Here is an 11,967-nt window from a genome sequence, read left to right as displayed (position 1 = left end):
CAGGGCGGTTCGCCAGCATTGGTCCGAGCCATTATCAACCGCCGACGGCGGCACGCCCAGACCCGGTGCGCCGGGAATGTTTCACGGCCACCGACCGGCTTGCAGAAACGTTCCTCTACGAGGTATTCGCTCGGCGGCGGTCAGCGGCGGTCAGCGGCGGTCAGCGGCCGTCACGCGGGTCCCGCTGGAAGACGACCTCCGGGTGGTCCGCGCTCGGGCCGTTCAGGAGCGGGCTCGGCCTGCCGCGCAGGTGCTGGTCGAAGAAGGCGCCCGTGTAGGCGCGGGTGATCTCCGAGGCACGCCTGCCCGGCAGCCCCTCGGGGTCGTCCTCGCCCAACTGCCCGGCCAGGGGGGCCAGGTCGGTGAAGGCGAAGTGGTCGGCGCCGGTCAGCGTCGCCCAGCGCTTCCAGCCGGTCAGCCGGTCCCACGCCGGGCCCCAGGTCGTGTCGCCGCCTCCCGGGCCGTGGAGGTCCGGCGCGCCCATCATCAGGAACGGGCGGCCGGAGAGGTCAGCGCCGGCGCCGAGGCCCGGGAAGGGCCCGTCGAGGTTCGCCCCGGCGCGGATCCGGGTGTCCTTCGCCATGGCCGCCGCGGTGCCCGCGCCGCCCATCGAGTGGCCCGCCATGCCGACGCGCGCCTTGTCGATCATGCCCGCGTGCTGCCACAGGGGCCGCGTGCCGCCCGGCTTTCCGCCCCGCTTGCCGTCCCGCTCTCCGATCAGTGCGTCGAGGACGTACGAGAGGTCGTGGCCGCGGCCCAGTGCCGCGGGCTCGAAGGTGTTCTCGTCGACCTTGTCGCAGGCGGTGCACGGCAGGATGCCCTTGCCGGGGAACGCGACGCCCACGGCTTCGTACGCGTGGTCCGTCACCGCGACGACGTACCCGCGGCTCGTCAGGTCCTCGGCCAGGCCCGTCAGCGTGGTGCCGGGCACCTGGAAACCGGGCGAGAGGACCACCAGCGGGTACGTGCCGGGGGCGGGCGCCGCGCCGGTGCGGGTGTGGGTGCGGGTGCCGGCCAGGACCTTCGCCGGGACGTCCTCGATCCCACGGTTCTCGAGGAAGAGCCGGGCGCCCTCGGTGGTCATGTACGGGGCCGGGGTGCCGGTGCCCTTCCGCGCCGGGTAGTACAGCGACACCATCAGCTCCCGCGCGCCCGCCTCCGGCACCCAGGGGTCGCGGCGGCCGTGGTCGACGAGGTGCAGGGAGGTGCGGCCCACGGCGTGCGGGCCCGTCGGGGCCGGGAGCTTCAGGCGGGGCAGGGACTGGGGCGGGGCCTGGCGGTGGGTGGCGGTGGTCGTGGCTTTCAAAGGGCCGGACATGGGGCCGGACACGGCACCGGACGCCGGGCCCTTGAAGGTCTTGGTGGTCTTCGTGGCGGTGGACGGCCCGGCCGGGTCCTCGTCGGCCGCGGTGGTCAGGTCCGACACACCGGCGGCCAGGGCGCAGGCGAGGAGGACGGCCACGGCTCCGTGGCGGTACGGCTTCGTCGTCTTCGTGTTCATGTGCGGGGCTCCCCGATTCGTGGCCGCACGCCGTTCTGCGGCGGCCTCGGCCCTTCGAAAGTAGGAGCCGGGCCGGGGCGGCGAATCCCGCCGCGGAGCCAACCTCGCGGCTGGCTCTCCGGAGCCACCACGGCCGCCGTTCGGTCACCCGGTCAGGGCGTCGTGCCGCCCGGGACGACGAGCCCGCTCTCGTACGCGAAGACCGCCGCCTGGGTGCGGTCGCGCAGCCGGAGCTTGTGCAGGATGCGGCCCACGTGCGTCTTGACCGTCTCCTCGGCGACGGTCAGCGCGGCGGCGATCTCCGCGTTGGAGAGGCCCTGCGCGATACGGGCGAGGACCTCGGTCTCCCGGCCGGTGAGGGCGTCGACGCGTACGTCGGAGCGCTGCCGTCCTGACCCGGCCCCCGCCCCGGACCCGGTGCCGATGCGGGCGAACTCCGCGATCAGGCGCCGGGTGAGGTCGGGGGAGAGGAGCGCGTCGCCGCCCGCCACCACCCGTACCGCTTCGGCGAGTTCGACGCCCGACGCGTCCTTGAGCAGGAATCCCGCGGCGCCCGCGCGCAGCGCCTCGTACACGTACTCATCGAGGTTGAAGGTGGTCAGGACCAGGACCTTCGGGTGGGCGTCGGGGGCGGGGGTGATCCGGCGGGTGGCTTCGATGCCGTCGACTCCGGGCATGCGGATGTCCATCACGATCACGTCAGGACGCAGCTCGTGCGCGAGGGCGACGGCCTCCGCGCCGTCCTGCGCCGTGCCTACGACCTCGATGCCCGGCTGGGCGCCGAGCAGCACCGAGAAGGCGTCGCGGACCATCGCCTGGTCGTCGGCGACCACCACGCGGATCGTCATGCAGGGGTGTCCTTGTCGGTGGGGGATGGGGATGCGGAGGCGGTGGGTGTCGTGGGGGTGAGGGCCGGGGTCGTCGGGAGTGTCGCGGTGACTTCATACCCGCCGTCCGGCGTGGGACCCGCCGCGAAGTCGCCGCCGAGCATCGCGGCGCGCTCCCGCATGCCGGTGACGCCGTGGCCCGCGCCGGGCGAGGGCGGGGCGGGGCGCGCGGGACGGCCGTTCGTGACGCGCAGGGTCAACGCCGCGTGCCCGTAGGCGAGTTGGACGGTCGCCTCGGTGCCGGGGGCGTGTCGCAGGGTGTTGCTCAGGGCTTCTTGGGTGATGCGGTACGCCGACAGCTCCACGCCGGGTGGCAGTGGGCGCCGGGTTCCCTCGACTCGCGCTGCCACTGGCAGTCCGGCGGCCCGCAACTGGGACAGCAGGGCGTCGAGCTGGGCGAGGGAGGGCTGCGGGGTGGTGTCGGCCGGGGTGTCGCCGGGGGCGTCGGAGCGGAGCAGGCCGAGCAGTCTGCGCAGTTCGGCGAGGCCTTCGAGGGCGTTCGCGCGGATCGCCGCCAGCTCGGTGACCAGTTCGCGCGGCGGGTCCGGTACGCGGTAGGGCGCGGCGTCCGCCTGGATGGAGATGAGGGACATGTGGTGGGCCACCACGTCGTGCAACTCCCTTGCTATACGGGCTCGTTCCTCCAGGACGGTGCGCTGCGCGCGCTCGTGCGCCGTCGCCGCCATCTGCTCCGCGAGGCGGGCCCGGTCCTCGCGGCGGCCCCTGCGGACCGCGCCCGCGAGGAGGGCGGCGCCGAAGAAGGCGGTGCCCGCCGCGACCGTCGACCAGGAGCCCACGCCCGCCCCGGCCGCCTTCAACGCCGGGCCCAGGGCGGCGCTCACGGCCGTCGCCACGGCCGCGGAGGGGAGGGGGATGCGCAGGGCGAGGAGGAAGAGCACGCACGCGTGCACCACCCAGACCCACAGCTCGTTGTCCTGCGTCGGCGGGTGGCCGATCGTGATGCCCGCGAAGCAGGCCAGGGAGAGCCAGCAGGCCTGGACGGGGTGGCGCAGCGCGAGGGCCAGGGTGGCCGCGTGCGTGACCGCGAGGAGTCTTGCCGTCATGTCGGCGCCGGTCGCGGAGAGGGCCACGGCCGTGAGGATCACGAGGGCGTGGGGGAGGTGGCGGAGGGGGCGGGGCCAGGTCAGGGGTGGGAGGGTCCGCGCTGCGGCTTGGGGGTGGTGTGGCAGGAGGTCTGCGGTGAGGGCTTTCAGGGGGTGGTCGGGCACGGCGGTTTCCTTCGGGCTGGGCCCCTTGGCGGGTGTCCTTCGGGCTGGGCCCGTGGCCGGGCGAGGGTGAGTCCGGTGCCGGTGCCGGTCGGTTTGTTGGCGGGGCGATGGTCACTCTTGGTGACGGTATGCGACCGCCGAGGTGGTGCGCGTCCCGCTGGGGGGCGGTTTCCGGGCGTAGCTCTTCAGGGGGATGCCCGGGGTCTGCCCTTACGGGGCGCGGGTGGTGAGGGCCCAGGGGTGGCTTGGGGGCGGCTTGGGGTGCGGTGCGGTCTTTGATACGGGTGGGCCGCTTCAACTACTCTTCGTGCACGCTCGATTACTTACGTATGTTCTGTGGAGGCGGTCCCCATGGCTCGACACCCTGAACGGCACTCGGCGCGGCACGCGGCGTCGACGGTTTCCTCCGCTTCGCGTGCGCTGCTGCGTGCGGGGCTCTCCGTCTCCGTGGCGGGGGCGGCGCTCGGGGTCGGGGGTGCGGCTGCCAGTGCGGCGCCCGCCGTGCCTTTGGGGGCGGCTGCCGTGCCCGACGTTGCCGCGCCGCTGCGGGAAGTTGATCCGTCCCCTGCGGGGAGTGCGCTGCTGGACGGGGTGCAGCGGGCCACCGGGGGGAGCCTTGCGCCCGTGAAGGGGCTGAAGCTCAATCCCTTGGCCGGGACTGGGGTGGATCCGCTCGACAACGCCGTGGGTACGCAGGTTGCCGACTTCAAGCCTGTGTCCACCGCGATGGCCACGGGGCCGTTGACTCAGGGTGGGAGTGTGGCGGAGTTGCCGGTGGTGGGGGCGGTGGCGGGGGTGTTGCCGGGTTAGCCCTGCGGGGCATTCCCCAGTCCCACCCCTTCCCGAAACTGGGGCTCCGCCCCAGACCCCGTATCGGCCTGGACGGCCTCGTCCTCAAACTCCCCCAAGCTCTTAAGGAGCAGGGGGGACCCCCTCGACGGGCTGGATGGCTCACGTCGGCGTGCGGTGTCCGCGACGCCGACGTGAGCTCAGGATCTAGTACGAACCGCCCGACGCGCCCAGTGAACCCGTCGGGTGCCACACCGTCTTCGTTTCGAGGAACGTGGTGAGGCGGTGGGTGCCGGGGGGCGTGGTGAAGTCGGCGTCCGTGTCCACAGCCTGTGGACGGAGTACGCGCTTCAGGTTGTCCGCCGCGGCGATCTCCAGGTCCTTCGCCAGGTCGGCGTCCGCGCCGGCCAGGTCGATGCCGTTCACGTCCTGGTGGGCGGCCAGGGGGAGGGCGAGTTCCCTGGTGTTGCCGCTCAGTACGTTGACGACGCCGCCGGGGACGTCGGAGGTGGCCAGGACCTCGCCCAGGGAGAGGGCGGGGAGCGGGGCCTTCTCGGAGGCGATGACGACGGCCGTGTTGCCGGCCGCGATCACGGGGGCGACCACCGACACCAGGCCCAGGAAGGACGACTCCTGGGGGGCGATGACGGTGACCACGCCCGTCGGCTCGGGGGTGGAGAGGTTGAAGAACGGGCCCGCCACCGGGTTCGCGCCGCCCACGACCTGGGTGATCTTGTCCGTCCAGCCCGCGTACCAGACCCAGCGGTCGACGGTCGCGTCCACGACCGCGGCGGCCTTGGACTTGGACAGGCCCTCCGCGTCGGCGACCTCGCGGACGAACTGCTCGCGGCGGCCCTCCAGCATCTCCGCGACGCGGTAGAGGATCTGGCCGCGGTTGTACGCGGTCGCGCCCGACCAGCCGCCGAACGCCTTGCGCGCGGCCACGACCGCGTCACGGGCGTCCTTGCGGGAGGAGAGGGGGGCGTTCGCGAGCCACTTGCCCTTCGAGTCCGTCACCTCGTACACCCGGCCGCTCTCGGAACGCGGGAACTTTCCGCCCACGTACAGCTTGTAGGTCTTGAGGACGCTCAGACGCGTTGCGCCCGCGGCGGAGCCGCCCAGTGATTCCTTAGACATCGAGGTACGCCTCCAGGCCGTGGCGACCGCCCTCGCGGCCGAAGCCCGACTCCTTGTAGCCGCCGAAGGGCGAGGTCGGGTCGAACTTGTTGAACGTGTTGGCCCAGACGACCCCGGCGCGGAGCTTGTTCGCGACCGCGAGGATGCGCGAGCCCTTCTCCGTCCAGATGCCCGCCGACAGGCCGTACTGCGTGTTGTTGGCCTTGGCCACGGCCTCTTCCGGGGTGCGGAAGGAGAGGACCGACAGGACCGGGCCGAAGATCTCGTCGCGGGCGACCGTGTGCGCCTGCGTGACGTTGGTGAAGAGCGTCGGCGCGAACCAGTAGCCGGACGTCGGCAGCTCGCAGGGGGCCGACCAGCGCTCGGCGCCCTCCGCCTCGCCGGTCTCGGCGAGCGCGGTGATGCGGGCGAGCTGCTCGGCGGAGTTGATCGCGCCGATGTCGGTGTTCTTGTCGAGCGGGTCGCCCAGGCGGAGGGTCGCGAGGCGGCGCTTGAGGGAGTCGAGGAGTTCGTCCTGGATCGACTCCTGGACCAGGAGGCGGCTGCCCGCGCAGCAGACCTGGCCCTGGTTGAAGAAGATGCCCGTGACGATGCCCTCGACGGCCTGGTCGATCGGCGCGTCGTCGAAGACGATGTTGGCGCCCTTGCCGCCCAGTTCCAGGGTGAGCTTCTTGTCCGTGCCCGCGACCGTGCGCGCGATCTGCTTGCCGACGGCCGTGGAGCCGGTGAAGGCGACCTTGTTCACGTCGGGGTGCGCGGTCAGGGCCGCGCCCGCGTCGCCGTAGCCGGGGAGGATGTTGACGACGCCCTTGGGCAGGCCCGCCTGGCGGCAGATGTCCGCGAAGAACAGGGCCGAGAGGGGGGTCGTCTCGGCGGGCTTCAGGACCACCGTGTTGCCCGTGGCGAGCGCCGGGGCGATCTTCCAGGCCAGCATCAGGAGCGGGAAGTTCCAGGGGATGACCTGGCCCGCGACGCCCAGCGGCCGCGGGTTCGCGCCGTAGCCGGCGTGGTCGAGCTTGTCGGCCCAGCCCGCGTAGTAGAAGAAGTGCGCGGCGACCAGGGGGAGGTCCGCGTCGCGGGTCTCCTTGATCGGCTTGCCGTTGTCGAGGGTCTCCAGGACGGCCAGCTCGCGGCTGCGCTCCTGGATGATGCGGGCGATGCGGAAGAGGTACTTGCCGCGCTCGGCACCCGGCAGCGCGGACCACTTCTCGAAGGCCTTGCGGGCCGCCTTCACGGCGCGGTCGACGTCGGCCTCGCCCGCCTGCGCGACCTCGGAGAGGACCTCCTCGGTCGACGGGGAGACGGACTTGAAGACCTTGCCGTCGGCCGCCTCGGTGAACTCGCCGTCGATGAACAGGCCGTAGGACGGCGCGATGTCGACGACCGAGCGGGACTCGGGCGCCGGTGCGTACTCGAAGATCGATTTCGGATTTGCCATGGGTCTCAGTCCACCGTCACGTAGTCAGGGCCGGAGTAGCGTCCGGTGGCCAGCTTCTGGCGCTGCATCAGCAGGTCGTTCAGGAGCGAGGACGCGCCGAAGCGGAACCAGTGGTTGTCCAGCCAGTCCGCGCCCGCGGTCTCGTTGACCAGGACCAGGAACTTGAGGGCGTCCTTGGACGTGCGGATGCCGCCCGCCGGCTTCACGCCCACCTGGACGCCGGTCTGCGCGCGGAAGTCGCGGACGGCCTCCAGCATCAGGAGGGTGTTCGCGGGGGTCGCGTTCACCCCGACCTTGCCGGTCGACGTCTTGATGAAGTCCGCGCCCGCGAGCATGCCGATCCAGCTCGCGCGGCGGATGTTGTCGTACGTCGACAGCTCGCCGGTCTCGAAGATGACCTTAAGGCGGGCCTGCCCGGAGGCCTCCTTCACGGCGACGATCTCCTCGTACACCTTCATGAAGTCGCCCGCGAGGAACGCGCCGCGGTCGATGACCATGTCGATCTCGTCCGCGCCCGCCGCGACCGCGTCGCGTACGTCCGCCAGCTTCACGGCGAGGGCCGCGCGGCCCGCCGGGAAGGCCGTCGCGACCGAGGCGACCTTGACGCCGGAGTCGGCCACGGCCTCCTTGGCCGTCGCCACCATGTCCGGATACACGCAGACCGCGGCGGTCTTCGGGGTGGTGCGGTCGGTCGGGTCCGGGTGGACCGCCTTCGCGCCCAGCGCCCGGACCTTGCCCGCGGTGTCCGCGCCCTCCAGGGTCGTCAGGTCGATCATGGAGATGGCCAGGTCGATGGCGTACGCCTTCGCCGTGGTCTTGATCGAACGCGTCCCGAGGGCCGCGGCGCGGGCCTCCAGGCCGACGGTGTCCACGCCGGGGAGGCCGTGGAGGAAGCGGCGCAGGGTGGTTGCCGACGCGGTGACGTCGGCGAAGGGGGTGCCGGTGAGTGCGGCTTTCCCTGGGGGTGGTGTCGTCGTCGGCATAGTCACGAGGGGAGCATATCTACGCGCGTAGCGGCGTGTACAGGGGGCGGTGCGGGTGGGTGGGCCCTCGCGGGGCGCCCCAGGCCCGCCCCTTCACCGTAACCGGGGGCTGCCGCCCCCTGGACCCCCGCTGTCGCCGCTTCGCGGCTCGTCCTCAAGCGCCGGACGGGCTGAAAACTGCCCGCCCGGCGCTTGAAGGTCAGCTCGGTCCGTTCGTGGACGTCACTTCAGGCCGTTGTCCAGTGCCGTCATGAGGGTGCCTGTGGGGGTGTCTCCCGACATTTCCCAGATCATTCCGCCCAGGAGGCCCTTCGATCTGATCCACTCCGTCTTCTTGCCTATGGACCAGGGGTCGTCGAAGCTCCACCACTGGCCGTTGTTGCCGGTGTAGCCGTAGGTGGAGATGGACTGTTCATCGTGGTGGACGGTGAGGTTGGGGACCGTGGTGAGGAGGTTGTGGTAGCCCTTTGTGCCTGCTTCCTCGGGGAACTGGCCGGGAGCCGCGCCGTTCGCCGACTGCCATTCGCCCTTCGCGCCGCCGTCGGCGACCTCCTTCCAGCCTCGGCCGTAGAACGGGAAGCCGATGGTGAGCTTGCGCGGGTTCACGCCGGCGTCCAGGTAGGTCTGGACGGCCTTCTCGACGCTGAAGTCGAAGGGGTAGGGGTCCTGGGCGTCGCGGTGCAGGTTGGCCTGGTGGCCGGTGCGCTTGGGCTCCCAGGAGTTGTCGCTTCCGGCGCCGTGGAAGTCGTAGCCCTGGACGTTGGCGAAGTCCAGGTACTCGAAGATCTTTTTGATGTCCCAGCCCGCCTCGATCTTCGCCGGGTCGGCCGGGGTGAACGCGGTGAGCAGCTTGTGCGCGCCGCCGGTGGCGTCGAGCTGCTTGCGGAACTCGGCGAGGAGCGCGGTGAGGTTGTTCTTGTCGGTGGGGCCCCAGCGGTTGCCCGGGTGGCCCTCCGAGCCCGGCCACTCCCAGTCGATGTCGATGCCGTCGAAGACGCCCGCGCCGGTGCCGGGGCCGCCCGCGCCGTTGTAGGCGGGCAGGTCGCCCTTGATCCAGGTGTCCACGCAGGACTTCACGAACTTCTCGCGGGAGGCGGGGGTCGCGGCGGCGTCCGCGAAGAACTTCGAGAACGTCCAGCCGCCGAGCGAGACCACGACCTTCAGGTGCGGGTGCTTGGCCTTGAGCTTCTTCAGCTGGTTGAAGTTGCCGCGCAGCTTGCCCCAGCCGTCGTCGGCCACGCCGTCCACCGACTGGGCGGCGGAGAAGGCGCGGCCGTAGTCGGCCTCGGCGTCGCCCGCGCCCGTGCCCTCGTCCGGGTCCTGCGGGTTGCCCGAGACGCCCTTGACCACGCCGGCCAGGCAGGTGTGGTTGACCGGGTCGACGTTCTCGAAGGCGTAGTTGATGACGTCGAGCTTCGCGGCGGCGCCGGAGGTGTCGAGGTTCTTCACGAAGTGCTGGCGGCCGTAGATGCCCCACTGCGCGAAGTAGCCGACCTTGAGGTGGTTGCCGGGGCCCGCCGCGTCGTCCGTGGTGACGTTCACGGCGTTGGAGGCGGGCGACGCGTTGTCGGCCGTGTCCCGCGCCTTCACGGTGAAGGTGTAGGCGGTGGCGGGGGTCAGGCCCTCGACCGTCGCGGTGGTCGCCGAGGCCGGGACCGTCTTCGCCAGGGTGCTGCCGCGGTAGATGTCGTACGCGGCCACGGCCACGTTGTCCGTCGACTTCTCCCAGGCCAGGCTCGCCGAGACCTGCGTCTTGCCGGTGGCGCGCAGGTTGCCCGGCGGGGTCGGCGGGGTCGGGTCGGTCGCGGGGTCGACCGTCGTCGCGGTGACCGGGGGGCTCTGGGGGCCGGTGTTGCCGCGGCGGTCCTTGGCGCGGACGGTGAAGGTGTAGCGGGTCGCCGGGGTCAGGTCGGTGACGGTCGCGCCGTTCGTCGTCGAGGTGGCCGCCACGCGGTCGCCGTCCAGGACCTCGTACGTCGTCACCGGGTAGTCGCCCGCGCCGGCCGGGGGCCAGCTCAGGGAGATCGTGCGGGAGGTGGCCGTGGTGACGGTGGGGGTGCCGGGGGCCGTGGGGGGCTTGTCGGGCGTGCCGTCGCACTTGTCGCCGTTGATGGTGCAGCCCGTCGGCGTGCCGATCGGTCCGCGTCCCGTGAACGTGTAGCTGTACGGCTCGGTCGAGCCGCCCGCCGGGACCCTGCCGTTGTAGTACGCGTTCTTCACGGTGACGTGGCTGCCGGAGACGGTCGCCTCGCCGTGGGTGTGCCCGCTGACGGTGACGCCCGAGGGCAGGTCGAACTCCAGGGTCCAGTCGGTCGACGCGGCGGAGCCGCTGTTGCGGACGACGTACTTGCCCTGCCAGGACGAGCCGCTGCCCTCCGTCGTGAACGTCGCGGTCAGGGTGCCCGCGGCGTGCGCCGGGGCGGCAGGCGCCGGGGCGGCGGCGAGTGCGGTCAGGAGGGAGAGGGGCAGAAGTATCGCGGTCAGCAGGGCGGCGGCCCTTCGCGGGGGTCTGGCTGGGGGTCTGGCTGGTCGTCTCATGGCTCTCCTCGGGGGTGTGCGGTGCAGCCGGTTTCCCTTTGTTCCCTTGGGAATTCGGCGTACATGACAACCCTTGATCACGCAAGGTCTGGACCAATGCGGTGAGGTGGCGGCGGCGCTTTCCCGTCACATTCCGGCGTCAGGCAGAATCGGCCCCATGACGAGCGACCCGCAGCCCACTCCGGCGGACCAGGACGAGCCCGCGAAGCGGGGTGACGCCGCGGATTTGGCGGCCCAGGTGGACCCGACCGCGGGGGTGGACCCGGCGGGGCCGGGGGCCCGGGTGGATTCGGTGCAGTCCGATGAGGCGGGGGAGTCGGAGGGCCCGGCGAAGGCCGCGTCCGCGGGCTCGGCGAAGTCGGGCGACGCGGCGAAGTCGGGCGACTCCGCGAAGGCTGCCGCCCCGGCGAAGGCCGCCGACCCGGGCGAGTCCGAGGGCTCGGTGAAGGCCGGGTCTGTGGGTTCGGCGAAGTCCGCCGCCCCCGCGCGGGCCGAGGGGTCGGCGAACTCCGCTGCCCCGGCGAAGTCCGCCGACGCGGCGAAGGCCGGGCGCCCTGCGAAGGCCGCGTCCGCGGGCTCCGCGAAGGCTGAGGACCTGGCTGAGTCCGCCAACGCGGCCAAGGCCGAGGGCTCTGCCAAGTCCGAGGGTTCGGCGAAGGCTGCCGCCCCGGCGAAGGCGGCGTCCGCGGGCTCGGCGAAGTCGGGCGACCCCGCGAAAGCCGCCGCCCCCGCGAAGACCGTCGCCCCCGCGAGCGCCCGCGGCGCAAGCACCCCCGACCCCGCCTACAAAGACCGTGTCTACCGTTCCCACGCTGCCATCGCCGGAGGCGTCCTGCTGCTTGCCATCGGTGTGTGGCTCGGGGTCGACGCGCTGTTCCGGGGGGAGGGGCGTACGCCGTGGGTGGCGCTTGCCGGGCTGATCTTCGCGGTGCCGCTCGTCGTCGCGTACACGTTGCGGCCCGCCGTGTACGCCAACGACGACCGGCTGCGCATCCGCAATCCGTTCCGCACCATCGCCCTGCCGTGGGGCGCGGTCTCGGGGCTGCGCTCCGGCTACTCGAACGAGGTGTTCACGCAGGACGGCACCAAGTTCCAGCTCTGGGCCGTCCCCGTGTCGCTGCGCGGTCGCAAGAAGGCGGCCCGGCGCCACGCCCAGCAGGTCGCCTCGGACGACCCGGTCGCGAGCCGCGTCCGGCCCGGCGCCCCCGGCGTGACCCAGCCCCACGCGCGCGACGCGGGCGACCAGGCCATGGACGACCTGCGTGAGATCGCCGAGCGGCGCGAGGGCGCCCAGTCGGCGCAGGGCGACCCGGTCGTGCGCTGGGCCTACGAGATCCTCGCGCCGTGCGTCGCCGGAGCCGTGCTGCTCGCGGTGCTGCTCGGCCTGGGCTGACGGGCCCGGCTCGCACCCACGGGCCCGGCCCGCACCCACGGGCCCGGCCCGCGGTCCACACGGCGCGTCCGC

At 72.5% G+C, this 11,967-nt stretch carries 9 protein-coding genes; 2 read left to right on the top strand and 7 right to left on the bottom strand.

Features of this window, described 5'->3' with window-relative positions; translation table 11 throughout:
- Nucleotides 1-160 precede the first annotated feature (160 nt).
- The 3 genes from IEY91_RS02700 to IEY91_RS02690 form a co-directional block, all read right to left on the bottom strand.
- A complete protein-coding gene (locus IEY91_RS02700; RefSeq protein WP_189172641.1) occupies nt 161-1,501 on the bottom strand; it encodes an alpha/beta hydrolase family protein in 1,341 nt (446 codons plus the stop codon).
- A 152-nt stretch (nt 1,502-1,653) separates the two neighbouring features.
- Complete coding sequence (locus tag IEY91_RS02695; protein WP_189172640.1) at nt 1,654-2,349, bottom strand: response regulator; 696 nt, start codon at nt 2,347-2,349, stop codon at nt 1,654-1,656.
- Entirely contained in the window at nt 2,346-3,617 is a 1,272-nt protein-coding gene (locus IEY91_RS02690; RefSeq protein ID WP_189172639.1) for a sensor histidine kinase, read from the bottom strand. The genes IEY91_RS02695 and IEY91_RS02690 overlap by 4 nt, the downstream gene beginning before the upstream one ends.
- 351 nt (nt 3,618-3,968) lie before the next feature.
- On the opposite strand from IEY91_RS02690, the gene IEY91_RS02685 reads away from it, so the two are divergent.
- Nucleotides 3,969-4,427 carry a hypothetical protein gene (locus IEY91_RS02685; protein WP_189172638.1) on the top strand — a complete coding sequence of 153 codons (459 nt, stop codon included), beginning with the start codon at nt 3,969-3,971 and terminating at the stop codon, nt 4,425-4,427.
- A gap of 186 nt (nt 4,428-4,613) precedes the next feature.
- On the opposite strand, the gene IEY91_RS02680 is transcribed toward IEY91_RS02685, so the two are convergent.
- From IEY91_RS02680 to IEY91_RS02665, 4 genes are all read right to left on the bottom strand, one after another.
- Nucleotides 4,614-5,543: an aldehyde dehydrogenase family protein gene (locus IEY91_RS02680; protein ID WP_189172637.1), complete on the bottom strand. Its 930-nt coding sequence runs from the start codon at nt 5,541-5,543 to the stop codon at nt 4,614-4,616.
- Nucleotides 5,536-6,981, bottom strand: a complete 1,446-nt coding sequence (locus tag IEY91_RS02675; protein ID WP_164321351.1) for an aldehyde dehydrogenase family protein — start codon at nt 6,979-6,981, stop codon at nt 5,536-5,538. Before IEY91_RS02675 ends, IEY91_RS02680 begins: the two co-directional genes overlap by 8 nt.
- Before the next feature lie 5 nt (nt 6,982-6,986).
- Nucleotides 6,987-7,970, bottom strand: a complete 984-nt coding sequence (gene deoC / locus IEY91_RS02670) for a deoxyribose-phosphate aldolase (RefSeq protein WP_373287872.1) — start codon at nt 7,968-7,970, stop codon at nt 6,987-6,989.
- Between the two features lie 216 nt (nt 7,971-8,186).
- Nucleotides 8,187-10,502, bottom strand: coding sequence for a glycosyl hydrolase family 18 protein (locus IEY91_RS02665; protein ID WP_189172636.1), 2,316 nt, complete (start codon nt 10,500-10,502; stop codon nt 8,187-8,189).
- Nucleotides 10,503-11,319: 817 nt separating this feature from the next.
- On the opposite strand from IEY91_RS02665, the gene IEY91_RS42575 reads away from it, so the two are divergent.
- Complete coding sequence (locus tag IEY91_RS42575) at nt 11,320-11,895, top strand: PH domain-containing protein (protein WP_229696684.1); 576 nt, start codon at nt 11,320-11,322, stop codon at nt 11,893-11,895.
- Nucleotides 11,896-11,967 lie beyond the last annotated feature (72 nt).

The organism is Streptomyces lasiicapitis (assembly GCF_014646335.1).
Lineage (GTDB): Bacteria > Actinomycetota > Actinomycetes > Streptomycetales > Streptomycetaceae > Streptomyces > Streptomyces lasiicapitis.
This window is presented reverse-complemented; position numbering and strand designations above follow the sequence as displayed.

Bases quoted from the DNA above. Each gene is read 5' to 3' on its own strand.
- IEY91_RS02700 (WP_189172641.1), bottom strand. From the start codon at position 1,501: ATGAACACGAAGACGACGAAGCCGTACCGCCACGGAGCCGTGGCCGTC.
- IEY91_RS02695 (WP_189172640.1), bottom strand. From the start codon at position 2,349: ATGACGATCCGCGTGGTGGTCGCCGACGACCAGGCGATGGTCCGCGAC.
- IEY91_RS02685 (WP_189172638.1), top strand. From the start codon at position 3,969: ATGGCTCGACACCCTGAACGGCACTCGGCGCGGCACGCGGCGTCGACG.
- IEY91_RS02680 (WP_189172637.1), bottom strand. From the start codon at position 5,543: ATGTCTAAGGAATCACTGGGCGGCTCCGCCGCGGGCGCAACGCGTCTG.
- IEY91_RS02675 (WP_164321351.1), bottom strand. From the start codon at position 6,981: ATGGCAAATCCGAAATCGATCTTCGAGTACGCACCGGCGCCCGAGTCC.
- IEY91_RS02665 (WP_189172636.1), bottom strand. From the start codon at position 10,502: ATGAGACGACCAGCCAGACCCCCAGCCAGACCCCCGCGAAGGGCCGCC.